Annotated in this window: 31 protein-coding genes and 1 pseudogene; 15 read left to right on the forward strand and 17 right to left on the reverse strand. The window is 41.9% G+C overall.

Features of this window, described 5'->3' with window-relative positions; translation table 11 throughout:
* Positions 1–9 precede the first annotated feature (9 nt).
* From Q4550_RS01380 to Q4550_RS01410, 7 genes and pseudogenes are all read right to left on the reverse strand, one after another.
* A complete protein-coding gene (locus Q4550_RS01380) occupies positions 10–210 on the reverse strand; it encodes a PLD nuclease N-terminal domain-containing protein (RefSeq protein ID WP_303529705.1) in 201 nt (66 codons plus the stop codon).
* Positions 211–214: 4 nt separating this feature from the next.
* Positions 215–424 carry a transcriptional regulator gene (locus tag Q4550_RS01385; protein WP_159781743.1) on the reverse strand — a complete coding sequence of 70 codons (210 nt, stop codon included), beginning with the start codon at positions 422–424 and terminating at the stop codon, positions 215–217.
* Positions 411–743: a YxlC family protein gene (locus tag Q4550_RS01390; protein ID WP_303529710.1), complete on the reverse strand. Its 333-nt coding sequence runs from the start codon at positions 741–743 to the stop codon at positions 411–413. Before Q4550_RS01390 ends, Q4550_RS01385 begins: the two co-directional genes overlap by 14 nt.
* Positions 740–1,276 (reverse strand): RNA polymerase sigma factor SigY, encoded by a 537-nt coding sequence (gene sigY / locus Q4550_RS01395; protein WP_303529713.1) that lies wholly within the window; start codon positions 1,274–1,276, stop codon positions 740–742. The genes Q4550_RS01390 and sigY overlap by 4 nt, the downstream gene beginning before the upstream one ends.
* Before the next feature lie 340 nt (positions 1,277–1,616).
* Positions 1,617–1,919: a hypothetical protein gene (locus Q4550_RS01400; protein WP_166000794.1), complete on the reverse strand. Its 303-nt coding sequence runs from the start codon at positions 1,917–1,919 to the stop codon at positions 1,617–1,619.
* Positions 1,920–1,937: 18 nt separating this feature from the next.
* Positions 1,938–2,834, reverse strand: a pseudogene (locus Q4550_RS01405) (YqiA/YcfP family alpha/beta fold hydrolase); the annotation flags it as partial.
* A 59-nt stretch (positions 2,835–2,893) separates the two neighbouring features.
* Positions 2,894–3,334, reverse strand: coding sequence for a hypothetical protein (locus Q4550_RS01410; protein WP_303529720.1), 441 nt, complete (start codon positions 3,332–3,334; stop codon positions 2,894–2,896).
* A 100-nt stretch (positions 3,335–3,434) separates the two neighbouring features.
* On the opposite strand from Q4550_RS01410, the gene Q4550_RS01415 reads away from it, so the two are divergent.
* The 4 genes from Q4550_RS01415 to Q4550_RS01430 all read left to right on the forward strand — a co-directional run bounded on the left by Q4550_RS01415 (position 3,435) and on the right by Q4550_RS01430 (position 5,180).
* Positions 3,435–3,716, forward strand: a complete 282-nt coding sequence (locus Q4550_RS01415; RefSeq protein WP_194220746.1) for a DUF1433 domain-containing protein — start codon at positions 3,435–3,437, stop codon at positions 3,714–3,716.
* Positions 3,717–4,006: 290 nt separating this feature from the next.
* Complete coding sequence (locus Q4550_RS01420) at positions 4,007–4,297, forward strand: hypothetical protein (RefSeq protein WP_303529726.1); 291 nt, start codon at positions 4,007–4,009, stop codon at positions 4,295–4,297.
* A 139-nt stretch (positions 4,298–4,436) separates the two neighbouring features.
* Positions 4,437–4,781 carry a hypothetical protein gene (locus Q4550_RS01425; protein ID WP_303529729.1) on the forward strand — a complete coding sequence of 115 codons (345 nt, stop codon included), beginning with the start codon at positions 4,437–4,439 and terminating at the stop codon, positions 4,779–4,781.
* Positions 4,782–5,027: 246 nt separating this feature from the next.
* Positions 5,028–5,180 carry a hypothetical protein gene (locus tag Q4550_RS01430; RefSeq protein WP_303529731.1) on the forward strand — a complete coding sequence of 51 codons (153 nt, stop codon included), beginning with the start codon at positions 5,028–5,030 and terminating at the stop codon, positions 5,178–5,180.
* Positions 5,181–5,272: 92 nt separating this feature from the next.
* On the opposite strand, the gene Q4550_RS01435 is transcribed toward Q4550_RS01430, so the two are convergent.
* Positions 5,273–5,449, reverse strand: coding sequence for a hypothetical protein (locus Q4550_RS01435; RefSeq protein WP_303529734.1), 177 nt, complete (start codon positions 5,447–5,449; stop codon positions 5,273–5,275).
* A 211-nt stretch (positions 5,450–5,660) separates the two neighbouring features.
* Here Q4550_RS01435 and Q4550_RS01440 point away from each other — a divergent pair, with 211 nt between their 5' ends.
* From Q4550_RS01440 to Q4550_RS01475, 8 genes are all read left to right on the forward strand, one after another.
* Positions 5,661–6,005, forward strand: coding sequence for a DUF1433 domain-containing protein (locus Q4550_RS01440; protein WP_303529738.1), 345 nt, complete (start codon positions 5,661–5,663; stop codon positions 6,003–6,005).
* 42 nt (positions 6,006–6,047) lie between these two features.
* A complete protein-coding gene (locus tag Q4550_RS01445) occupies positions 6,048–6,371 on the forward strand; it encodes a DUF1433 domain-containing protein (RefSeq protein ID WP_303529741.1) in 324 nt (107 codons plus the stop codon).
* Positions 6,372–6,521: 150 nt separating this feature from the next.
* Positions 6,522–6,860 carry a DUF1433 domain-containing protein gene (locus Q4550_RS01450; protein WP_194220739.1) on the forward strand — a complete coding sequence of 113 codons (339 nt, stop codon included), beginning with the start codon at positions 6,522–6,524 and terminating at the stop codon, positions 6,858–6,860.
* Positions 6,861–6,895: 35 nt separating this feature from the next.
* On the forward strand, positions 6,896–7,228 hold the full coding sequence (locus tag Q4550_RS01455) for a DUF1433 domain-containing protein (protein ID WP_194220738.1): 333 nt from the start codon (positions 6,896–6,898) through the stop codon (positions 7,226–7,228).
* 35 nt (positions 7,229–7,263) lie between these two features.
* Entirely contained in the window at positions 7,264–7,593 is a 330-nt protein-coding gene (locus Q4550_RS01460) for a DUF1433 domain-containing protein (RefSeq protein ID WP_194220737.1), read from the forward strand.
* A gap of 112 nt (positions 7,594–7,705) precedes the next feature.
* Complete coding sequence (locus Q4550_RS01465; protein WP_194220736.1) at positions 7,706–7,978, forward strand: hypothetical protein; 273 nt, start codon at positions 7,706–7,708, stop codon at positions 7,976–7,978.
* A gap of 48 nt (positions 7,979–8,026) precedes the next feature.
* On the forward strand, positions 8,027–8,365 hold the full coding sequence (locus Q4550_RS01470) for a hypothetical protein (RefSeq protein WP_303529742.1): 339 nt from the start codon (positions 8,027–8,029) through the stop codon (positions 8,363–8,365).
* 21 nt (positions 8,366–8,386) lie between these two features.
* Positions 8,387–8,710: a DUF1433 domain-containing protein gene (locus tag Q4550_RS01475; RefSeq protein WP_194220733.1), complete on the forward strand. Its 324-nt coding sequence runs from the start codon at positions 8,387–8,389 to the stop codon at positions 8,708–8,710.
* 155 nt (positions 8,711–8,865) lie between these two features.
* Here Q4550_RS01475 and Q4550_RS01480 read toward each other — a convergent pair whose 3' ends face one another.
* The 4 genes from Q4550_RS01480 to Q4550_RS01495 form a co-directional block, all read right to left on the reverse strand.
* On the reverse strand, positions 8,866–10,017 hold the full coding sequence (locus Q4550_RS01480) for a glycerate kinase (RefSeq protein ID WP_194220732.1): 1,152 nt from the start codon (positions 10,015–10,017) through the stop codon (positions 8,866–8,868).
* Between the two features lie 9 nt (positions 10,018–10,026).
* Complete coding sequence (locus tag Q4550_RS01485) at positions 10,027–11,703, reverse strand: alpha-amylase family glycosyl hydrolase (RefSeq protein WP_194220731.1); 1,677 nt, start codon at positions 11,701–11,703, stop codon at positions 10,027–10,029.
* Positions 11,700–14,366 carry a glycoside hydrolase family 38 N-terminal domain-containing protein gene (locus Q4550_RS01490; protein ID WP_194220730.1) on the reverse strand — a complete coding sequence of 889 codons (2,667 nt, stop codon included), beginning with the start codon at positions 14,364–14,366 and terminating at the stop codon, positions 11,700–11,702. Before Q4550_RS01490 ends, Q4550_RS01485 begins: the two co-directional genes overlap by 4 nt.
* Positions 14,367–14,441: 75 nt before the next feature.
* Complete coding sequence (locus Q4550_RS01495; protein WP_194220729.1) at positions 14,442–16,406, reverse strand: fructose-specific PTS transporter subunit EIIC; 1,965 nt, start codon at positions 16,404–16,406, stop codon at positions 14,442–14,444.
* 168 nt (positions 16,407–16,574) lie between these two features.
* Between Q4550_RS01495 and Q4550_RS01500 the strand changes: the two genes are divergently transcribed.
* Entirely contained in the window at positions 16,575–17,324 is a 750-nt protein-coding gene (locus Q4550_RS01500; protein ID WP_194220728.1) for a MurR/RpiR family transcriptional regulator, read from the forward strand.
* A 192-nt stretch (positions 17,325–17,516) separates the two neighbouring features.
* Here Q4550_RS01500 and aspA read toward each other — a convergent pair whose 3' ends face one another.
* Positions 17,517–18,947, reverse strand: a complete 1,431-nt coding sequence (gene aspA, locus Q4550_RS01505) for an aspartate ammonia-lyase (RefSeq protein ID WP_194220727.1) — start codon at positions 18,945–18,947, stop codon at positions 17,517–17,519.
* Positions 18,948–19,538: 591 nt separating this feature from the next.
* Positions 19,539–19,994: a GNAT family N-acetyltransferase gene (locus tag Q4550_RS01510; RefSeq protein ID WP_194220726.1), complete on the reverse strand. Its 456-nt coding sequence runs from the start codon at positions 19,992–19,994 to the stop codon at positions 19,539–19,541.
* Between the two features lie 303 nt (positions 19,995–20,297).
* Between Q4550_RS01510 and Q4550_RS01515 the strand changes: the two genes are divergently transcribed.
* Positions 20,298–20,540, forward strand: a complete 243-nt coding sequence (locus Q4550_RS01515; protein WP_303529755.1) for a hypothetical protein — start codon at positions 20,298–20,300, stop codon at positions 20,538–20,540.
* Positions 20,541–20,724: 184 nt separating this feature from the next.
* Here the strand turns inward: Q4550_RS01515 and Q4550_RS01520 are convergent, their stop codons facing one another.
* Positions 20,725–22,062 carry a YheC/YheD family endospore coat-associated protein gene (locus tag Q4550_RS01520; protein ID WP_194220724.1) on the reverse strand — a complete coding sequence of 446 codons (1,338 nt, stop codon included), beginning with the start codon at positions 22,060–22,062 and terminating at the stop codon, positions 20,725–20,727.
* A 192-nt stretch (positions 22,063–22,254) separates the two neighbouring features.
* Between Q4550_RS01520 and Q4550_RS01525 the strand changes: the two genes are divergently transcribed.
* Positions 22,255–23,643 (forward strand): Mur ligase family protein, encoded by a 1,389-nt coding sequence (locus Q4550_RS01525; protein WP_303529757.1) that lies wholly within the window; start codon positions 22,255–22,257, stop codon positions 23,641–23,643.
* Positions 23,644–23,711: 68 nt separating this feature from the next.
* Here Q4550_RS01525 and Q4550_RS01530 read toward each other — a convergent pair whose 3' ends face one another.
* Together Q4550_RS01530 and Q4550_RS01535 are read right to left on the reverse strand one after the other, a co-directional pair.
* Positions 23,712–24,584 carry an HAD family hydrolase gene (locus Q4550_RS01530; protein WP_194220722.1) on the reverse strand — a complete coding sequence of 291 codons (873 nt, stop codon included), beginning with the start codon at positions 24,582–24,584 and terminating at the stop codon, positions 23,712–23,714.
* Between the two features lie 366 nt (positions 24,585–24,950).
* Positions 24,951–25,349: a hypothetical protein gene (locus tag Q4550_RS01535; protein WP_194220721.1), complete on the reverse strand. Its 399-nt coding sequence runs from the start codon at positions 25,347–25,349 to the stop codon at positions 24,951–24,953.
* Positions 25,350–25,422 lie beyond the last annotated feature (73 nt).

Here is a 25,422-nt window from a genome sequence, read left to right on the forward strand (position 1 = left end):
TTTCACCGCCTAACTGTTTTTACGTCCGATCACAAAGTAAAGGATTGCCCCAAAGAGATTCACAAAGAGAATAAGAAGGATCCACATCCATTTTGGTCCGTTTGTTTCTTTCTGTTTGATACAACTAACAAGCGCTGAAATGGTTAAGATCGTCTGCAAGATCAACAATGGCGCCACTAACGCCCAGTTTATATCGTTCAAGATGTCCATTTTTTCACCTCTTCCCCTTTAACCTTCGTTTATATGGCCATACGACGAACAGCAAGTAAAATAAGGTCGGCATCGGTAATTGAATCAATCCCCAGATCCCCCATAGCCACGGGTAACTCCCTTTTTTCTTTGCATCTACAAAGAGAAGCATGCTTTGCGTGAGTAACAAGAGAATAAGAATCGGAACAAAGACGTAGAGCTCAAGATTTGTCATAATCAAACATTCCTTTCTTATTCACTTTCTTATAAGTGAAATAGACAGCAAAAGGAGCAATCAGAGTTGCAGCGATCTGGAAGTATAGAAAGAAAAGTGGAGCTTCAAAAAGACTTACGATAACCACGGTTAAAATCACGACCGCTGTAAACAAGAAGAGCGTACTTTCGATGTAAAACGCTTTTTTCTTTTTTTGTTGAAACAGGACTAGTTGTTTCTCCATATCAAGCTGAGAAAGTGATTCTTTTCCAAGATCATCGATATGCTGCCAATCCTGCTTGAGGTGTTGCACAATCTTTTCTTCTTCCTTGTCATTCACGGCGTATCCAACTCCTTTCGTAACTTCCGTAAACCTGTATGCACCCTGGATTTCACTGTTCCTGAGCGTATCCCGAGCATTTTCCCAATTTCATCATACGAGTATCCATAATAATGCCGTAACAAGATCGGAACTCTGAGCGTGGAGTCTAACGCATTAAAATCTGTGAAAAGATCGCTCCAATTCATCCCTTTTGTACTCGAGTCCCAGGCTAGCTTTCGCGATAAGGTACGCTTTTCTTCAGCTACCCATTTCTTTTCTCGTTTTTCTTTCCGAAGCATGTCAATGTACAGCCTAGAAGCGATCGAAATCATCCACGTCGAGAACTTCCCTTCTCCTTTATACGAAGTAAGTTTGACATAACACTTCATCATCGTCTCCTGAGCAAGATCCACGCTGATTTCTTCATTTAAGGTTAGCTTTAAAAGATATTTGTAGAGGAAAGCATAATAGCACTGAAAAAGCTGAGTGAACGCATCATCGTTTCCAGCTTGTGCCTGCTGAATTAATTGAATCTCCTCCTCGCGTTCCATACAACCCTCTCCTTTACCTGCACCTATATGACGCTGACCTCTTAGAAATCGTTCATTTGAAATAAATTTATTTAGCTTGATCAATACCCTTTCCACAAATGATACATAAAAGCTAACCTCCGTCTTTCAGAAATTAGCTTTTCCTCTCTTTGCTTATTCAACACTTCAAAACCAAGTTGAGCGTGTTAAATCACAATAAGCTATCAGCTTTCCATTCAATTGCACCTATAGAAGTTTGTCTCTTTACAACCTATCTTTTCACTGTGTGTACCCTACACCTCTTACTCTACTAACCTACAAAATTCAAAAATAATAGGACCTCCCGATTCCGAGACGTCCTTCACCTTACCTTTATACTGTCATGCAACATTTCATACATCATCTTCATCTTAATTAACTTTAACTCATTTTCTTCAAACCGCTGCACAAGCGCCTTATTCGCCTGACCATCAAAGTTATGTTCAATCTGATTGAGAATCGCTTTATGTCGCTCACTAAGCGATCCGACCGCGTAGCAATGTTCTAAATGAGCGTTTAATAGATTTGCTTCCGCTTCTAGATCACTTTTGATCTGCGTTCTTAAGGCATCTTTTTGCCGCTGCCTTTCCCAGTAATCGTTCCACCAGTCAAAATCAAAGTCCACTTCTTCACCTTCCTCTCATTATGATTCGTACCTTAGCCACTGCGCAAGATATTGATCGGCTCGCATGAAGTCTTGACTCATTCGTTCCATGTTATAAGCGATATCCACTGTATCCTGATGAGTATCACCAAGTGAAGCCATTAAACTATCGAACATCTGAATATCAAATAACATCGGTACCCCGTCAACTGGCGCTTTCGTAAACTCATGAAAGTAACTCTCCACGTCTGATGTATTTAACTTATCAAATTGCCCGCTTCCTACCGAACTGATGTATTTGCTTTTCATGTCGCGCATCGTGTTCATGTACACATCAAGGAATTCGAGCAGCGCCTGTTTCGTTGCTTCAATCTGCTCCTCGCTGTGTTTCATTTCTTGCACATACATTTCCATTAAGGCTTCTTGGATTTGGATATGGAAGTCAGAGACACCACTGTTTTTCAAGGCAAGTGGGGATAGGGTGAGTTTGCTTTGTAATTTTTCGTCAAATAGTACCTGTGGGACAAAGTAACCCTCGGTGCTAAATAGATTCTCGTCAAGATAGTTGTTAATTCCATGTGTTTCCAACCATGGCATGCCTGCCTGGTCGGGATTTCCCATATAATAAACTGATCCAACGGACTTATTATAATACGTTCCAACAATATCATTAGGGTATGTATAGCTGATCACATTATCTTTATATTCTCCATTAACAGTATTTTGCTGTTGCTCGGGCGTTAGAAGTGAATATATGTCTGCTGCTGCAAACGTTATGGCATTGGAATCGTGGTTTACAGCAAAATACTGAGCTAATCCGCCACCAAGTGAATGACCAACAAATGTTATGTTTTTTGCTCCATACTTCTTAACATAGTGGTCCACTTTTTCCTCAGCTTCAGTGAACTGATTTTTATGAAGATATGAAATAGTGCCGGCTTTTGAATCTAGTTCAGCTCGACCACTTGCTAGACTCGCATCCTGAGAAGGGGTTCCTAAATAGGCTGTTGTCCCATACCTCTTTTGGTATAATTGGAATTGCCTAAAACGATGCCTTCTAGGTCTTCTTTGATATCTTTATTTGATTCAGCAAGTTCAGCGTTACTGATCGTATTTTTCTCATATAAGAGATTTCCATTTTCTATACTTGCTTCACCGGTCGCTAACATCGCGTCTTGGGAAGGGGAACCGACATACTTTGTTTCGACTTTAGTAGTGACTGATTTTGGCATTTCTGTACCGCGAAAACTGATGACAATTTCATCAGTATTAGAATTTCTTAGTACATATCCCAATAAGCCAGTTTCTTTATTTTCGATAGTATCGATTTTTTTCCAAATTTCAAATTTATTATCAACTAGTTTTACTCGAATTTCAGTCTTAACTTCATCGTATGTTCTTACAGAAATGTTACTTGCAGTTTTGTCATTAATCATCATATCTCTCCTTTTTTAATACGGAGGCTGAGGGGGACTTTATATCAATAAATTGTTATTTTTACCAATTATATTTATTATACTATTAGGAGGTTGCAGTGTGAACTCACAAAGTGAAAACTATGATGATGAGACTAAGAGAAAAGCAAAAGAATCTGTAGAAAGTTTCTTGGTTAACAACTATGAGAATATTAACTCTGTAGAATTCACCAATGTATATCAAAGTGAAATGGGCAGTCTAAATGTAGACGGTACAATTAACAATGGAGAATCTGACTTTTCAGCTGGAATAGAAAATGATTTTTCGATAGGTAGTATCGGATTAGGGGAAGGGTTTCCTGAGATTAAAGAAGAGTGCAGAGAAGAAACTTGTGATTATTAATTACTGTTTTATTTTACAAATTAACTATAAAATTATATAACAAACCACTTGGGTTCTGGGTGGTTTTTTTATCAAACTTACTTATGATAGATTTTCGATGTAAATGTTATATTTATCAATAGACCTTTTTCTATATTGCTTAAAGATTGAACCAACATATATGAAGTACCTAAAATTCTTTACTTCCTCATTATCTCAATTTTTCCCCTCTAAATATCTAATGAGGTGATTTTTTGTATTCTCGACTCATCTTAATACTTTCCATTATTATACTATTAGGAGGCTGCAGTGTGAACTCTAACAGCGAAAACTACAGCGAAGAAACAATCGAAAAGGCGAAAGCCAGCGTAGAAAGTTACATTATAAATAATTATCAAAATGTCGAAAGCGTAGAGTTTAAAGATTCTCCTTCTGCACCGATGGGTAGACTTGTTCTTGAAGGCACCGTTAATAAAAAAGCTACATTTAATATCGGAGTGAATGATGATTTTACAGTTGGAAGCATTGGCATGGGTGAAGGATTTCCAGAGCCTAAAGAAGAATGTAAAGACCACTCCTGTGACTATGAAGTAAGTAAGTAATGAAGATAATGTACTCTCAGCCTGTTGCCACAGATTTTTCTGTGTAAGCAGGCTTTCTTTTTGAAGTATGTGGCTACTCTCTTCCCTTCTATACTGTTTAGGCTGGTCAAGAAAATGCATAAAGCGAGGTGCTCCCCATATGAAATTCATCCGCATTTACGCCATTGTATCGCTAATTATGCTCATTTTATTAGTTGGTTGTAGTGTGAATTCTAGTACGAAAGATTACAGCGACGAAACAATAAGAGAAGCACAAGCAAACGTGACGAGCTACATAGAAAACAATTACGCTAACATCGAAACCCTTACAGTCACCGATCCCTATGAAGCAGAAATGGGGATTATGACCGTGGATGGTAAAGTAAACGGTGAAGCTTTTTCCGTAAGCCTGGACACTGATCTTATGGTAGCTGGGATAGCGATTCAAAGTGAACAGTTTCCTGAAAAGAAGGAAGAATGTTTGGAGAGAATATGTGACGATTAATTGCTTCTCACACTCAATGCGCTTACTCCATATTCGAGCTAAAGGTTAGGAGATGATCCTATTTCTATATTAAAAACGTTTCCTCTTGTCGTTCTTCTACTCTTAGCTGCTTGTAGCTTCCATACGCAGAGTGAGAATTATGACGACGAAACAAAGGAAAAAGCAAAGGCTTCTGTTGAGAAATTCATCACGAATAATTATGAAGAAATTGAATCCGTTGAGGTCACTAAAGTTTATCAAAGCGAAATGGGTGGACTAAATGTAGATGGAACGGTCAATGGTGGTGAAGCTAGGTTCTCAGCTGGAATCGACAATGATTTTACTGTTGGAAGTTTAGGATTAGGGGAAGGGTTTCCAGAGATGAAAGAAGCTTGTAAAGGACAGATTTGTGGATCGTAAAGAGGCCCCCTAAAAACCATACAAACCTCTTCATGAGATTTGTATGGTTTTTATTCGTTTAGCTTAGGAAGAATCTTATCAGGCTATGAAGATCAATTCGTTTTTTCTTTTGTGGGATACAGTTTATTCAAGACGGTCACAACTGTCATGGTTGTTAAACCTAGTGCAAGACCCTTTATAATGACATGATCAGGCAAAAACACATACTCAATACTCATTAATACCATTACAATCAACCATGTAATAAGGAACCTTTTACCAAAAGACATGTATACCCCCTTCAAATCTCCTACTCTCACACCATCCAAATATTGTAACTTACTATTTTAACTACCACTTACCCTCATATACGAAACATGCTTTTCAATCGTAATGAAACTAGCAAATCAACGATCTCTTCATCCTCTACCTTTATTTGGTATAATTAGATTCAGCGTTTTTCGTCTCTATCGATCTATTAACTAGGTGTATCAAAACGAGGTGATTGCTTTTTATAAACGATTATTTTTCTTCCTTACCCTCTCCGTTCTATTAGGGGCTTGCGGGTTTTTCTCACAGGAAAACGACTATGATGAGGAAACCATCGACAAGGCTAAGAAATCGGTTGAACGTTTTATACTACATAACTATGAAGATATCAAATCGGTTGAGATAACCAGGTCCTATGAAAGTGAAATGGGTGGTTTAACGATTGAGGGAACGGTTAATGACGGGGCGGCTGAATTTACAGCTGGGGTTCGAAGTGATTTTTCAATTGGGCATTTAGCTCCAAGAGAGGATTTCCCTAATATGAAAGAAGCGTGTAAAGAACAGATTTGCGAGTGACCAAACCTTTTAGCGAATTCAATATGTGAGGATATGATTTCATTGAAAAGCGTCTACATCTGTCTTATCTCATTATTAGTCCTCTTATCAGGCTGTAGTGTAAACTCTACTGATGATGAAATATTAGAAAAGGCAAAAGAGAAAGCGGAAAGTTATTTGAAAAATAATTATCAAAATGTAAGTGAAGTCACGTTTGTTGATGATCCCAACAATCCAATGGATGGCATAACCGTTGAAGGAACGGTAAATGGAGAAGCGGAATTTACAATTGCGATGGATGAACGGTTTGAAATTGCTGGAGTTAGTCGAGGAAAGAATTTTCCGGAGAAGAAAGATGCTTGTAAAGAGCAGATATGTGCATATTAATTTAGGCGTCTCCCCTCTGATACAGAGTGTCATCCTCTTTATTGGCCAAACTCGCGATATATTGGCCAAATCCTCATTTTATTAGCTAACTAGAATGATTCTAACAGTGGTGGGGCAACTTCTAACCGCCGTTCACGAGAGGTGATCATCATGCAATGGAAAGCACAAATTTTTATCATGCTCGCCCTTTTCCTTAGCGGGTGTAGTCTATTCTCTACTGGTAGTAATGAGTATTCGGAAGAATTCATTTTACAAGCCGAGAAGGAAGCGGAACATTTTGTAAGAGCGAATTATGAAAACGTTGATGAGGTCACTTTTAGTGACGATCATAGTAGCCCTATGGGTGGGCTTGTGATTCGAGGAAAAGTAAATGGTGAGGCTGTGTTCTCAATGGATATGGACAACTCGTTAAAGGTGATCGCGATCAGCGAAGGAACGGGTTTCCCTGTAGAGAAACCAGCGTGTAAGGAGAAAGTTTGTGATGACTAAGTTGTCATTATATTCTTTAACAGGGAGGTGTTTTTTTGAAACGTACTATTGGCATCTTCCTTTTAATCTTTTTATTAGGATGTAACGCCATATCTTCATCAGAAACGCTTGATAAACAAACGATTGAAAAAGCAAGAGAGAGCGTAGAAAGCTATTTGCGCCATAATTATGAAGACGTAGAAATAATGACGTTCAGCGATGATACGAGTGATCCGATGGAAGGTTTAATGATAAACGGAACGGTCAATGGCGCTGAATTTTCAGCGAGCGTCGATTCGGAAACGTTCAAGGTGAAAAGCGTTGGTGAGACGGAAGGATTTCCTGACGTAAAAGAAGAATGTCGGGATACCGTTTGTGATTATGAATAAGCGTTTCCTAACATTTCTAGTAAGGAGCATGGTGAATGAAAAGAATTGTCTTATTCCTATCGTTTACGATCCTAATCGGTTGTGGTGTGGAGCAAGATCCAGAACAAATCGACAAAGCGGAAGCGAGCGTGGAGCGCTATCTGAAGGCTAACTTTCAAAACGTTGAAAGCGTAGAATTTAACAACTCCCCTTCTGCTCCAATGGGGGGCCTCGTTCTAGAAGGAACGGTCAATGGAAAGGCCACATTTAATATTGGGGTAAATGAAGATTACACGGTCGGAGGGATCGGGAAGGGCAAGGGATTTCCCGAGCGGAAAGAAGCGTGCCTGGAGCACTCGTGTGACTATGGACAGCTGGAAGAATAGGTTAATATCTAGTCTCAAATGATAGATTGTATCTTTCTAAGGAAGTGATTTTATGAAATGGCCCCTTTCTCTTTTGGCATTAACATTTCTTTTACTTACGGGATGTAGTCTGATGCAAAGAGAGGAATATGACGAGGAAACGATCAAAGAAGCGAAAGCTAGCGTTTCAAGCTATATTGAAAACAATTATAAGAGCATTGAACATATCACGCTGAAGGATCCCTACCAGGGAGAGATGGGAAGTTTCAAGCTTGAAGGGAAAGCAAATGGAGAGGCTTTTTCAGTGATGTTAAATAATGATTTGACGATTTCAGTTATGTCGATCCAGAGTGAGAATTTTCCCGAGAAGAAAGAAGCGTGTCTGGAGAACATTTGTGACTATTAACGTGACGAAAAAAGCGCGTCTTCCCTTTCCTGATCGCGAGGTGATTTTTTGTTAAAACGACTTTTTATGGTGCTTCTTATTTTAATTGTTCTCGGTGGGTGTAGTTGGGGATCTTCCCAAGAAACGTATGATGAAGAAACCATCGCTAAAGCGGAGGCTTCCACACAAAATTACATCGAGAGCAACTTTAAAGAGATCCAATCCGTTACAATCACAAACGTCTACCAAAATGAAATGGGCGGCATGGCGATTGATGGTACGGTGAATCAGGGGGAGGATTTCACCATCAACCTCGAAGACGATCTTACAGTCGCCGGGTTAGCCATTCGAAGCGATGATTTTCCCCCTCGGAAAAAGGGTTGTGAAGAAAGAGTTTGTGATTACTAAGAATGGCTATGAGGTGACTCTATGAAAAACCAAATCATTTTGCTTGGCACACTCCTTCTCCTTGTAGCAGGCTGTAGTGACGATTATGATGATGGAACAAAAACAAAAGCTAGAAAATCTGTTGAAAGCTTCCTTATGAACAATTACGAGGATATCAAGTCAGTTGAATTCACTAATGTTTATCAAAGTGAAATGGGTGGATTGAACGTGGATGGTACGATTAATGGTGGAGAAGCTGAATTTTCCGCTGGGATCGAAAACGATTTTTCAGTGGGAAGTATCGGGTTAGGTGAGGGGTTTCCCGAAATTAAGAAGGCGTGCCTGGTTGAAACGTGCGATTACTGAGCAAGAATACCCTCGTGATAGGAGAGAACCGCTCTTTATTGGCTAACTAGAATCATTCTAATTCCACAATTACCACTCCCCCTTCCACAACCTCCTTCAATACAATAAAACCGGCATCTGTCTCCACTTTCGAAGACAAACACCGGCCCTTATTCTTACATCTCTATCATCCGACTAACCTTCACCAAACGCCCGATATTCTCAAGCGTTTTCTCCATATTCACAGCACCATTTTCCAACGCCTCTTCTAACGTCATCACACCATTCATCACGCTGAAGACAGCATCAATGCCATGATCAAAAACAGTTTCATAGCCATCACCCAAACTGCCAGCGATCGCGATGACCGGAAGAGCAGCGTTCAAAGCTTTCCCTCGCTTTGCAACACCGACCGGGGCTTTTCCGTGAACCGTTTGCGAATCGATCCGGCCTTCACCTGTTAGGAGAAGGTCCGCTCCACTGATACAGTCTTCAAACTGAATCACATCGAGAACAAGATTAATCCCGCTCCGGAGCTCTCCTTTTAGAAATGCCACAATCCCCGCGCCGAGACCTCCTGCAGCTCCGGCGCCGCTTATGTGCGTCACTGCTTTTCCAAGGTCCTTTTCGATGACTTTAGCATAATGCGCAAGGCTGCGATCAAGTTCGTCAGCCATTGCTGGGTTTGCGCCTTTTTGCGGACCAAATATGGCTGATGCTCCTGATGATCCTGTTAAAGGATTCGTCACATCGCACGCCGCTTCGATTTGAACGGTCTTTAATCGCGGATCCAAATTAGAGACATCAATCGATGCGAGCTCACTGAGCGCTTGTCCGCCTGGAGAGAGCTCTTCGTTATTTTGATCAACTAGTTTCGCGCCTAGTGCCTGCACCATCCCTGCTCCCCCGTCGTTTGTTGCCGATCCTCCGAGACCGAGAACGATACGCTCCACACCTTGGTCTAGCGCATTTTTTATGAGCTGACCGGTTCCGTACGTTGAGGTGATCAGTGGGTTACGTTCATCACGTGGCACCAGATGCAGTCCAGAAGCGGCGGCCATTTCGATTATCGCGGTCTTTCCTTCTCCAGTTAAACCGTAGAAAGCATCAACATTAGTGCCAAGCGGACCTTTTACCTTAATGGGAATGATTGAGCCATTTGTCGCATCCACTACTGATTGAACGGTCCCTTCCCCGCCGTCTCCGATTGGAAGGTGTATATAGGTCGCTTGCGGAAATGCTTTCTGTAAACCCGCTTCCACCGCCTGACAAACGTCTAGTGCTGATAAACTTTCTTTAAATGAATCGGGTGCGATGACGATTTTCAAAGACTTCACCTACTTTAATTGTTTGATCCACATAAATTGATATGGAGCTAACGTAACATCCCCCTCCACCAATTCTTCACTGATGAGATCGTACCCACCGTATGGAAGGTCGAGGTCGACTTCTTCGTTACATGAATTTACGATAAAAAGAATCGATTCGTTTGTTTCGTTATTTCTACGAATTAACGAAAAGACCTGTTCATTGATTGGCAAGATTTCCTGATCTGCGAAAGGAGAAAAAGCGGACTCCTTCTGACGCGTACGGATTAACTTTTTCAGACCATGAAACACGTTCTTTCGTCTTGGAGAAGATTCTAACTGCTGAACGAGCTCATCATACTGGAACTTCTCACGATTAATTCGGCGATTGATGCCTGAAGTTTCTAGACCTTCTTGATCATTCTCTGAACCTAGTAGAGAATGATAATAAATCGCTGGTACGCCCATGAACGAGAACAAAATTGAGTGAGCGGCAAGCATTTTTTGAACCTTTGTATCTTCCTCAGTTTCTTCAGGATTGACGAGTGCGTCCATGTAGTTGATGTTGAGTTCATATGGCGATTGGGTGCCATCCGGGTTGCTTTTGTACGAAACCCGTCCACCATTCTCTATCACCTTATCAGCAAGGACATTTCGTTCTGCTTCCGTTAAAATACCCTCGGTTGGGCGCATGCCGATCCCATCGTGACTGGCAAGGAAGTTGAAATAAGTCGCTTTGTCTGAGACTTTATCGATTGTTTTTGCCCAATCCGTCAGCGTCTTTGTGTTATAGGTCGATAACGTATGCAAGACGAGCGGAGGTAAGGAAAATTGATACACCATATGTGCCTCGTTCTCTCCATCACCAAAATAGCTAATGTTCTCCTGGTGAGGCACATTTGTTTCTGTAATCAGCAGCGTATTTAACTTCAGCTCTTCTAAAATTGCTCGCCATAGTTGAATGATTGCGTGCGTTTGTGGCAAGTGGATACACGTTGTGCCAGATTCCTTCCACATAAAGCCGATCGCATCAAGCCTAATGCTTGTGCCGCCACGGTAGGCGTATTCTAAGAGAATATTCGACATCTCAAGTAAAGCCGGGAAATGCTTGAAGTTTACATCGACCTGATCTTCACTGAACGTTGTCCAGGCCGTTTTTCCTCCTTCGTATTCATGAAAAAGGGGCAAAGTTCGCGGACGAACAACTTGAGACGTATCGAACGTATCGTCCTTCGGAATGAAATAATGCTTATACTCCGGATCTTCTTTTAAATACTTCTGGAACCATTCACTCGACTTCGACATATGATTTGTCACAAAATCAAACATGAGGCGGTAATTGTGCGAAAGTCTTTCGACATCCGACCAGTCCCCAAGCTCTGGATGAATTTCACGGTAATCGACAACAGAAAACCCGTCATCAGACGTGTAAGGAAACATCGGGAGGAGATGCACGTCTGTGATTTCTTCTTTTGCATTTTCCTGAATAAACTTGTTTAACGTTTTTAAAGTAGGCTGCCCTTCCTCTCGAATCGCATCGCCATACATGATGAGGTAGACGTTTTTCTCGGAAAGTGGGGCCGACTCTTTCCAAGCTTTTTGTTTCCATGCTTGGACAATTTTCATTAGCTCTTCTTTGTATGATGGTGTGTAGTCTTCACCGTAAATCGTCGTTAACAGATTCTCGACCTTGTTTAAAAAGCTCATTGAACATCCACCTTTGTCGTCAGTTTCAAGGTCACGTATCCTTTTGATGGGACTGTGACATCTTCGTTCATTTCGATGCCATTTTTCTCATCCAATGTCGTTTGTGTTATCGATTGAACGTGCTCACCAAGTAATTGGACCTTCTGTTCTTGAGTTCTTGGATTAAAGAGCCTGATTATGATTGTCCGATCATCATGTGCTTGTTTCATGGAACTGAAGAAAACATTCTCGTTCGATGATTGCATCAAACTGAACGATGTTGGTAGTGACATAACAGGGTATGGAATTTCGAAACGATCCAATCTTTCTTCAAACGTGTTTAGCGTTTGTTTTTGATAGCTTACCGCATGATCATTGTAGCGATCGATTGTTTTAAATAGTGCGCGCTCATCATAACTTTCCGAAAAGTGAACCGCGTAATCAAACGTCATCTCACCCTGCATCTGCGCGTCAGGTGTGTAGACGACTTTGTTGTTAATCCCTGATGCTCTCCCCGGGCGCCATTCTAGGTCATCTCGACCAAGTAGCCCGACACTTCTAAATAATGTTAACGCAAGTTCGCCTGTCTCTTTAATTAGCTGATATTCTTTGATTCCCTTCGTTACAACCGCAGCGGTTAGCTTGCTATCTGTTGCGCCCGCGATATTTTCAAGCGGATAAATCGGCACTGGTGCTTCCGCGAACTTTTGCTCTTTCCAGCTCGCCATGTAAGGATTAACAGTCGGGCGCTGGATGAAGCTAAAGCCCTGATCACCGAATGAATGCTCTGGTTGATCTAGCGACGTTTGGAGCAATACTCTAACACGATGATCTTTTACGTCATTGTTTACATTGTGTGTCACCCGAAGGAAATTTTCTCCCGTACGCAACTCGAACGTGGAAAGAATGACGAGCTCTTTCGTCCGCATGCCGGATTCGCGCTCTTTCAGGTTTGCAGGTACATGAAGCTCGTGCTCGACGTTCATCATTTGCACACCCTTTTTAGCACTCACATTGACGGATTGAACACGACTGTAGATCGGCTCGTCCCCTTTTAATGGAGAGAAATCGTACGAGTCCCCTGCATCCGCTACGTTCTCGAACGTCAAGAAGTCAGGAATGATTTGTCCGCTTGATTTCATTGCGAGCTTCAAGGACTCATCCTCTACGAAAATAGCCAGATGATCATTTTCGATCTTCGTTTTGTCCACCTGACCTGGCTTTTCACTACTCGCTTCAACGTCTTCAACAACTTCATACGTTTGATACCCCATTGCAGGCAACTCAAGGTTCTGTAGCAGTACTTCATTTCGGTAATACCCCGGCGCTTCTACTTGCTTTTCGCCTTCAGCTGTTACGACGATCGTCTTTCCACCGCTCATATAGTCCTGATTCAGGTTGTCCATCTCAACGGTATTCCCTTCCAAATCTTTGACGGAAAACGCCTTTTCTCTTGTAAACAAGATCGCCGTTTGTGACCCTTCGAATGGAGTAGGAAGTAGCTGGAACAGAACCAAAATGCTATCGTTATTCAGGTTACCGCTAATCGCTTCCGTGATTTGCTTTTTCAATAAATTCAAGCACCCATTCGCCATGCGAATCACTTTCGTCAATCGATTGACGATTTCCTGATTCGTATCATCCGAATTACAGCCGCCGATGCTATCGTGGGCATGCACATCGAAGAGCATCTTCCACATTTCATCAAGCCACACGTTTGGATAACGTAATCCGAGTGTGCTGGCAATACTTCCAAGCGGCTCTAGCTCATGAATCAACTTCTTTTCTGCGATATCATTTAGCTTCTTAATGTCATACCGCTGTGAACGGATCGTGTTGTGAATACGTGATTTTTGCGTTGCGATGAGCTCGCCTTCAATCTCATTCGTGAAGCGATCCGCTTCATGGAACGTTTCGTTCATGAACGTTTCATAATCTGAAAGGATGTACTCATGTTTCTCATCCTTTTCGTTCAACGCCTTTACGGTTTCAGGGAATTGTTCCCGAATAAGAACCTGATCGCCTCCCGCTGGGAGTAACAAGTTATCCGTGCTTTTGTTCATAGCAGAAATTTTATCTAAAATGGGAAGCAGTCGTTCTTCCATATAATCCTGTTCATCTGACAAGAATTTTCCTGGTCCATACCCAAAGTAAGTGTTATTGGCTTTCACACTTTTTCCATCAGGAGATTTCCATGTGAAATTCAGATCACCTTTTAGCTGATCGGTATAAATACCGCGCTGCAGAATGCTGTAATCGATGCCGAACTCGTTAAAAATTGATGGTAAGTACGTGTTTTGCCCGAAGATATCTGGGAGATAACCAATGTTCATGCTGTGCCCCATCTTTTCGGCAATGCGCGTACCATATAGTAAGTTCCGGATGAGCGACTCTTTATTAACTAAAAGCGAATCTGCCTGAGTATACCAGGGACCAACAAATATCCGCTTGTTCTGGATTAAGCTCGCAAGACGCTCTTTCTCTTCAGGACGGATTTTTAAATATTCATCAAGAATAGACGATTGCGCATCGAACACATAGCCTGTATAGTTGGGATCCTTTTCCATGACGTCCATGAGACGGTCCATATTTTCAACTAGCAACAAGTTCGAATCTTCTATTGTGAAATACCATTCACGGTCCCAATGTGAGTGTGGGACGACGTATACTTTTTTCTGCTTCATTCGGTTTCCCTCCAAGGATGCCTCGTTAATAGAAAGAGGGGTCACCCCTTTGCAAGATGTGCCCCTGTATTTATTTTAAGCGTGACTTTCTTTTTTCTTCAAAATCGTAAAGCGAACAAATATGTTCACGAATGCGATAAAGGCTGCACCAACGATAAGTCCTAGCAAGTAAGCCCACAGATTTTCAACGAGCGGCCATCCCCAGAAAGCGGGTAGCGGCAGCCATTGCACTGCGCCTAATAAAACGGCTGTACTAGCGCCAAGAATCGCGCCGATAATGTTGATCGGTATCGTGATAAGCGGATTCCGAAGCATAAATGGAATTGCCCCTTCACTAATGGCAATAAAACCTAGTAATAAAGCGGTGTTCCCAGCGACACGAAGATCTGCTTCAAAAACGCGACGTCCCACAACATATTTATCAATAACCGTTGCTAAACCAAGTCCGATTGGTGGGATAACAATCGCTAGTACACGTGCCGTTAATGGATAAACTTCATCCGCTGCGAGACCAATCGCGATCGCACCGGCTGCTTTATTAATTGGGCCACCAAGGTCAAACGCTGTCGCTGCAGCAATAATCGATGCCAGAACAACATCGCCCGTGCCTTGAGCTGATTCGATCCAAGTACGCAAGACGACGTTCAACCCACCAAACACAGGGTCAACAATGTAGAAGTTTAAAAAGAAGATGGATAATACACTGATTGCAGGGATCAGAAACATCGGTTTCATCGCCTGGAAGTTTTTACTAAGTTGAATCTTCTGATTTAAGAATCGTGAAATATACCCTGCAGCTAGACCGAGAATTAATGCACCTAAGAAGCCAGAAGGTATGCCGTCTGCAATACCCCAAAAAGTGTAATGAAGTCCACCAGCAAAGGCTCCTCCAATAAACCCGGATACTAATCCAACACGGTCAGCTAATGAATACGCAACAAAAGCAGCAAAGATCGGATACATGAATTTAAAGATTAATCCGCCAAATAGATCGAGATGGTGCAGGATGACGAAGAGTTCATTTGAATGAGTCGCGTATTTCGGATCGCCTAACTCATTCACAAGACCAAATGGCATGGCTCCAAGCTTCGCAATCCCCATCATTAACCCTGCTGCAACAATGACTGGAATCATGTAAGAGATCCCTGTCATAACCGCTTGAACAGTGTCTTTTAGAAATCCACCGCCACTCTGAGAAGAAGGGACTGCTGCGTCGTCTGATTCGTTTTTCTCAACAACGCCGTCTGGATTCGTTAACGCTTTTTGAATCATTTCTTTTCCGCGTCTAAGCGGTTCAGCTACACGTGTTTGCACATACGGTTTCCCAGCAAATCGTTCTTTTTGTTTAGGAGCTATATCCGTTGCTAAAATCACGGCGTCTGCTTTTTCAATAACAGACGCTGTTAGGGCATCCTCGATCCCGTTTGCGCCTTGCTTTTCAACTAGGACGTTCACACCAAGTTCACGCCCGGCCTTTTCAAGTGCTTCTGCTGCCATGTACGTATGAGCAATTCCTGTGGCACAAGCAGTGACCGCCACAACGGTTTTTGTATATGCCTGATCACCTTTTGTTTCTTCCTTTTCTTCCAGATCGAGACCGTCTAGAAATTCCTTCTTTGATTCCGAAGCCATCAGACGTTCAAGGTATCCCTCACGCATTAAATTCGTACTTAGCGTAGACAATACTTTTAGATGCGTGGTTCCCGCTTCGCTCTCTGGAATCGCAATCAAGAAGATCAGTTGCACTTTGTTCGTAGGATCAATGCTTGCCCAATCGTCGAGAGGGGTTGTTAACCTCGCCACGGCAAAGACGGCTTTTTTAACAACAGTTGATTTGCCGTGTGGAATCGCAAGGCCTCTCTCCATTCCTGTTGGTGATACATCCTCTCTTTGTAAAACCGCTTCCAAAAATGGCTGCTCTGATTCTAAATAGCCTTCTTTAAATAATGTTGATGTGAGTTGTTTAATGACTTGCTCTTTGTGATCTGCTTCCACATCGAACATAATTAAATTTGAATCTGTCATATTCTTTAGTTCCATATCCCATTCACTCCTAACTTTCTTGTGTTGAAAACACTTACAAGTTGTTATAGTTATGTTGTACCATAGAATGATTGGTTGTTTATGTACATAGTCTGTACAATTGTACAGACTCATGAAAGCTCATGCTATACTTGACCTAGCATACACGTAAAAGAGGAGTTTATTATGGGACAGATCATTGATCAATTTGGGAATCACCTCGCACAACTAACACCTACTGAGAAGCAGGTACTTTATTACATTGACCAGCATTTAACCGAAGCGAAAAACCTCTCCCTCACTAAAATAGCAAAAGTGAATAATGTGAGTACAACGACGATCGTCCGCATGTCTCACAAGCTAGGGTTAGAGGGATTTTCAGAACTGAAGTACCGTTTGAAGAGTAGTGATGAGAAAGAAAGGATGCTAAACGATCATCCGGTAGAAAACTATAAAGAGAGTTTTATCCAGGCCTTCGAAACCATTCAACTAGATGAACTCGATCGACTAAGCGAGAAAGTTGCAAGAGCTTCCAGGGTTATAGTTGTTGGTGTAGGTTTATCAAAAATGATGGCCGAATACTTCAGTAAATTACTTATGCAAACGAACAAACAAACGCATTATACATATGAATCACATATGATCGACTTGCTACCGAATATGGTCAAACCCGATGACCTTGTCTTTTTTATCTCAACAAGCGGCGAAACAAAAACGCTCATTCACGCTGCTGAAAAGCTTTCCTTTATGGTCGTTGATACAGCAGCGATCACAAATTCATCTGATTCCACGCTCGGGCGAATGGTAATAACTAACCTCAGCATGACGGTTGGAAAAGTGAAGTTCGGAGGTTATGACATCACCGCACGATCGACGTTAATGCTCTTAATTGATTTGCTGTTTGAGAGCTATTTAAAGAAAAATGTTGGTTCATGACTGTGGGCTGGACAGTTTATTGTCCAATACCAGCTATATTGGCCAAAACCCCATTTTATTAGCCAACTAGAATCATTCTAACCACCGCCCCCCAACCTAACTACCCTCCCACCCACAAGTTCTCATCCCCCCGCCCTCCATCACCACTACAAAAAAGCCGCACCTCGCGCGAGCGCTAAGTACGGCTTTTCCCTATTCTCGATCAAACAACGACACACCAGCGATTCCTGGGTGGGTCATCTCGTACGGATCTAAGATTAAGTTTAGTTCTTCTTCTGTGAGCACATCGTACTTCAAGCAAAGCTCTCGGATTGAGGCGCCGCTTAGGATTGCTTCTCTGGCGATTCTTGCGGCTACTTCATAGCCGATGTGCGGGTTTACTGCGGTTAGGACGCCGACGCTTTTTTCGACGTACTCATTTAGTCGGTCTTCGTTTGCTTCGATGCCTTTTAGGCAGTTGTCTGTGAACGTGCGGAACGTGTTCTTCATGATGCTGAGTGATTGAAGCAAATTGAAGACGAGCACGGGTTCCATGACGTTTAATTCGAGCTGACCTGCTTCTGAAGCGAGGCAGATCGTGTTGTCGTTTCCGATTACCTGGAAAGCGACCTGGTTAATAACTTCGGGTAAGACGGGATTCACTTTACCAGGCATAATCGAAGATCCGGGCTGCCTTGCTGGCAAGCTGATTTCGCCTAATCCCGCTCGTGGTCCGGACGCCATTAGCCTTAGGTCATTTGCGATTTTTGACATGTTCATCATACACACTTTTAACACGCCAGAAACTTCGGTGTAGGCGTCGGTATTTTGCGTGGCGTCGACCATATCTTCCGCTCCTACGAGTGGTAGACCACTAATTTCCGCTAGTTCTTTGACGACGAATTCAATATAGCGCGGATCGGCATTCAGTCCCGTTCCTACTGCCGTTGCGCCCATGTTCAACTCATATAAATGCTGACGAGATTGTTTGATCCTTTTCATATCGCGCGCAATCACGCGACTGTAAGCTTGAAACTCCTGACCAAGTCGAATCGGCACGGCATCCTGAAGATGAGTTCGTCCCATTTTAATAATGTGGTTAAACTCTTCTGCTTTTTGTTCGAAAGCGGCATGCATGTCTTCCATTGTGCTTAGCAACTGCTCCATCATATTTAAGACGGATAGATGAATAGCTGTTGGAAACGAGTCGTTTGTTGACTGTGACATATTCACATGGGTGTTCGGGCTACAAGCAATATAGTTCCCTTTTTCTTCGCCTAACAATTCAATCGCGCGGTTCGCGATGACCTCGTTTACATTCATGTTAATGGAAGTACCAGCGCCTCCCTGGATCGGGTCAACGATGATGTGATCATGCATCTTTCCTTCCATCAATTCATCCGCTGCTTCAACGATTGCGTTTCCGATTCCAGCATACAGATGCTTCACTTCCATGTTGGCGAGCGCCGCCGCTTTCTTTACCATGGCGAACCCTTTGATCAATTCTTCATGGATGCGATAGCCCGTGATCGGAAAGTTCTCCACGGCGCGTAGCGTTTGAATGCCATAATAAGCATCAATCGGAACTTCCTTTTCTCCTAAAAAATCGGATTCGGTTCTTGTGTTGGTCATAGTTGTCGGCATGATGATTCTCCTTCTTCTGCATCGTCTTCTAATCTATCGAACTGTCGTGTTAAAATTCCGGCAAAAGGTGGTTTCACAAACTGCACCAATTTCTCTACAGATAAGCTTGAAATTCACCCTTTCTCTGCTTCTAGCGAGAGGATGCTTCCCCTAGTATTTATTCATAAATAACATTTCCATCACTTGAAATAGTTCGTGTAACGCGTATCAACATTCCCCATTATAATTACTTCATGAAATAGTTCAAGGCTTTTGTACTTAATAGGCGTACCTTTTTATAGAAGCTTTTATTTGTTTAAGCTAATCTATGTAAAAAGTTTCTATAGCTCGCGTTTTATATGAGGTTAAAACATTTAACGGAACTACGGAATTGGTCCATACAAGCAACGGCCGACCACCTTAGCCTAGCTAACTACGCTAGTTACGAATCGGCATACCGCATCTCCTCCGTTCTATCGCTCAAATCAAGGAGACAATCCCTCTCCCCATTTTCCGTAACACAACGAATCGCCCCATTCGATAATGCTTGAATGGGGCGAAGCAGCGTGAGGCGATTATGTACTTATAGATCGTAGTTTTTTGATACCAGTATTAAAGATCCCGCTTTACTTCCAGCTTCATTTCAATCTGATCTGCGGACTGGTTTGTCTTCACAAATCCTACCTTCTCATACACGCGCATGGCCGGTTTGTTTGCGGCAGCCACTTCTAACTGGATAAAATCGTTCACGCCTTCATATTGCTTTAAACCGAAAGCAATGCCCTGCTTGACGAAATCGGGACCTAATCCCTTTCCCACTAAATCAGGAGCTAAAGCAAGTCCGATTTCTAATCCTCCATCGACGATCGTAAACTCAAATAAACCTGAAACAGTCCCTTCATGCATCGCGACAAAGCCATCGCAGCCACCAGGGCCTGTGAAAACACCATTTTTCTCACCAGATATGAAGTAAGGGGTCATATAAAGGTCCGCAAACTTCCCCTCATAGTCCCAATCTTCAATTTCCTGTGCAGTTTCGAATGAGATTGGCACAAAATGAAATTTCATCACGTCTCTCCTCCAGTAAACGGCTGTTTTATTGGCCGAAATACTAATATATTGGCCAAATTCCATTTTTATTAGCTAACTAGAATCATTCTAACATTCATAAATACCGATCTCGCCAGATGCTCATCCTCCAGGATCAAAGGCCTCATTTCGCCCGATTTCAACCGTTTCCACACCCCATGTTTTCGGGCTATTCTCACGCATCTAAAACGTTCTCTGTTTCTTAAAATAACATAAAAATAGCTTAATCCTCATTTAATCCGGGTAACACTAGGAGTAGTGCTAATTAGAGGAGGTTATATCATGGAAGCTCGTGAGCGAGTACAAGAATGGATTCAATCAACGTTTGATATAGAGGATGTTACACTTCAACATGATGATTCGCTACCTTATGGGGAGCGTGTTTTATCGGAAAGTGATGATGATTATGCGATCGTCTTCTTTGATGAATCATCCGATCAAGTGATGTGTTCGTTTAAAGAGATGAAGCCGCTTTGTTTTCGCGTCGATCCGATTGTTGAATTTGCTGAAAGATACAATCAATGAAGCGTTTTAAGAAAGTCATTAGAGTAATGTAGCTATCCTTTTCGTATCTGCTAATCTACTTTTCAATCTGGTTATGATTGGCTCTTCGTATGAAGATTTAAAAGGATAGCTAGCTTATTTCTACTCATCAACAATTAAAAACCTTCATCAGCTGAAGGTTTCTTTACATAAATAAATCCCCCACCTAAAACCCACCCAAATACCGTGCATATCTCATATTCTGATACCGACTCGTATAGAACGCCAGTCGATCCTTCGCCATCATCGCAATATACGGATCGGGATTTTGATGATTGATTTCAATGATTGAGATCTGACAGTTTTCGTCTAATCCGATATCAACGCCGATGTTGGCGAGATGGTAGCCCTGTTCTTCGATTTTCTGAATCGAGTTTAACACGACGCGTTTCATTTCTTCTTCTACCCTTTGAATTTCTTTGTCCTGTAGCTTCCAGACGGTTTTTAACGTTGCCCTCGCTATTTCGGTATGACCACCGGCTGTGATGTTGCTAACGATTTGCCCTTTGGCACCATAGCGGGAATAAATCCCGATCGTTTCCCACATTCCTTTATGATTCTTTGAAGTCATCACGCGAAAGTCGATAACCCTTTGTTCATATGTTTTGAGTGGGATCGTTTGCTGAATAAGAAAGCTATTTGTCTCAAGATGCTTCCGGAAAAAGACATCGCTCTCCTCTTTACTCTCGAAACGTTCTTCGCGTCTTCTTCGGTTCTCATCGTATTTCACGATAATGTGATGTTTCTCCTTCTTCACATTCAATATACTTTTCCCTAATCGGCCGTTTAATGGCTTGATATAGACGCTGTCATGTCTACGCAGCATGTCGTGGACGCTCTGCACACCCTCGTACAGCACAGTTTCTGGCAAATATTCACCAAATTCAGGTTGCAGCATTTGATACATCTCCCATTTAGAGAAATGAGGATAGTTAAACACTCTTCCTCCTAAACGAAGTTCAAAATCGGTCATGCACTCGTGAAACTTCTCCCAGGAGGACGTTAAGCTTGGCTCGGCAATAGACATCACGACGGCAGGATAAGGGAGCTTTATAACTTCCCAGGCTTTTTTCACTGGGTGATAAAGGAAGCCGTTGATCATTCGCTTTTCTTTCTGAATCCCTTCGATAGAGAAAACCACCACAGCGCCGCCGATCGCGCGGTAGCCTTTGACGAAGCTTTTGTATGTGGATACTAGTTCGACTAGCTTTCTGTTTGTTAATTCGCAAAGAATCCCAATAAATGGACCGATAATGATCGTGTCTCCTTGCACGATAACATCATAATGACACGATAATGGGAGGTCGAGCTCTTCGATTACGTTCGTTGAGAGATGGAGTTCATCTTCTTTCGCATAATCTGAATGATATACAGTGACGTTCCAGTATTTGATGCCAAATTGAATACGATAAGTCTTTTCCGATTGTACCTCGCGACTAATGTGAGATTTCTTCGATACAATCAACCGATCATTTTTCTGAAGGTACGGTTTGACGCCTAACATCCTACTCCCTCCGCTCCATTGTCTAAAACATATCATTCTCTTCCGACTGACTACGAAGGTAGTATATGCATTTGGAAGTAAATAGGAATGTGCTTCTAAAAGATTGGTAGAATGACAGGAGAGATATGCCCGTACACCTCCCCCTTGTCTGGAATAAGATAGGAGTAAGTCTAAAGCGAAAGTGTGGTTAATATGAAGCATCTTCCACTGCCACGGCTCCTTCCTGTTCTAGAAGGAACGGTTCTATCTGGAAGCACCGCAAAAACAGTGAAAAACGCCGCGAAATATGGAGAGCACCTTATTACAGATCAGTCGTTAGTTTTTATGCTTAAACGAAAGTCGTCCATGCCTTTACCAGATAAAGCGAAAAATATCATGGTTGTCACCTCTAACCCGAAAGCTCTTAAGAATGTGAAAGAAGACGTAACGGTCATTTATGTAGAAGACGTTAGAAAAGCGTATTATCGCTTTATTTCGTTTTACAGAGGCTTATTTCAGCTGCCTGTCATTGGAGTGACAGGCACCTGCGGTAAAACAACGACGAAGGAAATGATCACGTGGATTTTGAAGGAAAGAGATCGCGTTGTTAGTACGAAGTTAAGTCATAATGGACTGGCGAGAAACCTCGATTATTTACTAGAAATTGATGATGCAACAGACAGTGCTGTGTTTGAGATGGGCGTTTCTGGGTCTAATCAGCTTCTTTATTCCGCCCATTATTTCCGGCCACAGATCGGTATTATCACAGCCATTGGTACGGATCACATCGAGGGATTTCTAAGTCAGGATGCGTATATCGCGGAAAAAGCGAAGATGTTAAAAGCCGTTGGAAAGAATGGAACGATTCTATTAAACGGAGACGACGAAACGATCCGAAACCTTGATCTAATTACCGGTAAGGTTCTTTACTATGGACAGGATTCGTCAGCTCATTTCCGAGCACGCAGCATTCGGTTCAATCTTCAGAAGAACGGCATGGATTTTATCCTTGTTTGTCGTGAAGGTGAATTTTCTTGTTTTGTACCAGGATACGGCACGCATAACGTCTTCAATGCGCTCGCAGCGATCGCCGCTTCCTCCCTCGTTGGCGTGAAGATTCCAGACGCCATCCGTCGCTTGAAGTCCTTTCACCACGTCAAAAGTCATCTGCAATTTCATGAAGGAAGAAAGGGCAGCCTGCTTATTGATGACACGTGGAATACAAATCCAACTTCTATCGAAGCGGCATTGGAAGTTCTCATTGAAACCGCTCAGGGAAGAAAAACAGTTGCCGTCCTCGGTGAAATGGAAGAGCTCGGTCACTACGCCGAGCAGGAGCATCGCAAAGTCGGTGCGCTTGTTGCGAAGAAAGACGTGGATGTGCTAATCGCCGTCGGGAAAAACGCCTATCCGATTTGTAGCGAAGCCGCTAAGTTAGGCATGAATCCATCAGCCATTCATAACGTGACAACGCAATCGCAGCTGCTCACGCTCTTAGATCAGTTCGCCTCCCCTCAAACGTCGATTCTTTTAAAAACATCGATGCGAAGATCGTTTAGCGATACGCTACAATCACTTGTAGTGAAATCGAAAAGAAACTAACAATTCCTCATAATAATAAGCCACATCTCCATTTTTTTAGATGGAGATGTGGCTTGTTTTACAAATGATCATGTATTTTTAATAGAATCTCGCACGACAATCGACTTCAAATAATGATAAACACCGTCATCATCACACGTAAATTCCGTCACATCGTCGACGACTTCTTTAATTTGGTCGGATGCATTTTTCATAGCTACAGCATAATCTGCAAACTGGAACATCGGTAAGTCGTTGTTACTATCGCCTATGGCAAGCGTCTCTACACCTGACAAATCAAAATGCTGGAGCATTTCTTTAATGCCAGTAGCTTTGTTCACATTGGCTACCATTACTTCGACATTATGCTCTGAAGAGATCGACGTTGTAAAATCGATGTCCTGCTTGATATTTTCTAGCTCATCTTTCCATTGATTGATATGTTCTTTCGTTCGAGCGAAGAAATAGAATTTGGAAAACTTATTTCCTTCAATTTGAGCTTTCCAATTGATCGCTTCTTTGATCGCTTCTTGACGTGAAAGCCATTCATTCAGTCCGACACCTTCTGGCTGCGGATCTTTAATTTCTGCTTCCATATAGTGACGATCTTGTTCTAAAGCAATGCGATCTCCTCCGTATGGAAAGAGCTCATAATAAACTTTCTGCTCACGCGCTTTTTCAATAATCTTTTCAACTAAGTCCAGCTGAAGTGAATGTTCAAATATGGCCTTACCTTCAACATACCCTGCCATCCCATTTGAAGAAATGATGCCATCTACTTGAAATCCTTCAGGGACAAGCTCATTAATTTCATCCGCAGCTCTGCCTGTTGCGATAAAAACGTATATGCCTTTCTCTCGTAACTCATCAATCACTTGCTTCGTATATTCACTCACCTTGTTATAGTGATTCAAGATCGTACCATCCATATCTAAGAAAATAGCTTTTGGGTTCGTTAGCATTTTGACTCTCCTTCTTTCGTTATAAATCTTCTATTTTTGAATTTAAACGGCGTATTCTTTTACACCTGATCTCTCACTTCACTCTTAACGACAATATTTTCGTCTCTAACGGTTTATAAAGTTTCTGGATCTATGAATCTATTCGTAACTCCTAGTGATTGTACCATTGTATTTCCCATTTAATCATTATCAGCAAATAACATGTTACTCCTCTTTAATTACCTTGTTCAAGTTATTGATACCAATTAGTTTAAATTGGCATCAATAACCTACTTCCTTCTTTCATTATAAAAGGAGCCTATCTTATGACAGATAAGCTCCTCGTCTCTTTCATAAAATGGGGCTGAATCGGCTATGCTTGAAAGGTTAATCTACAGCTTTTTCTTCTTTTTGAAAGATGACATGAAATGAACCTAGCTCACTTGATTTTGAAAGCTTATCAATGATTGCGTTTATTTCTTGTTCCGTCTTTTCCCCTTTATATTCACTATTTGAAATGACAATTATAAGATCTTTTTTCTTTGCGTCGTATATTGAGTAATGTATTTTTCCCTCTGCTTGGTAACCTTGATTCTCTAACTCATTTACAACCTTACTAGTAAAATTAGTTTCCTTTATTTTCTTTGTGACATCCATTAGTTCAAGATCCGTTGATGGAGTGCTCCTGGCACCCACCGGCATATCATTATTATTCTCTATAGCAAAGAAATAGAAAACGGAAAAAACACTCCCTAGTAAAAGCAGAACTATCATTGTTTTTTTCATTTTAAATCCCACCTTCGCAAAGAAGTTGTCTTAGAGATATCGTATGTCCTCTTAATCGAACTATTCATAACGA

The organism is Anaerobacillus sp. 1_MG-2023 (assembly GCF_030547345.1).
GTDB classification, from domain to species: Bacteria; Bacillota; Bacilli; order Bacillales; family Guptibacillaceae; genus Guptibacillus; species Guptibacillus hwajinpoensis_B.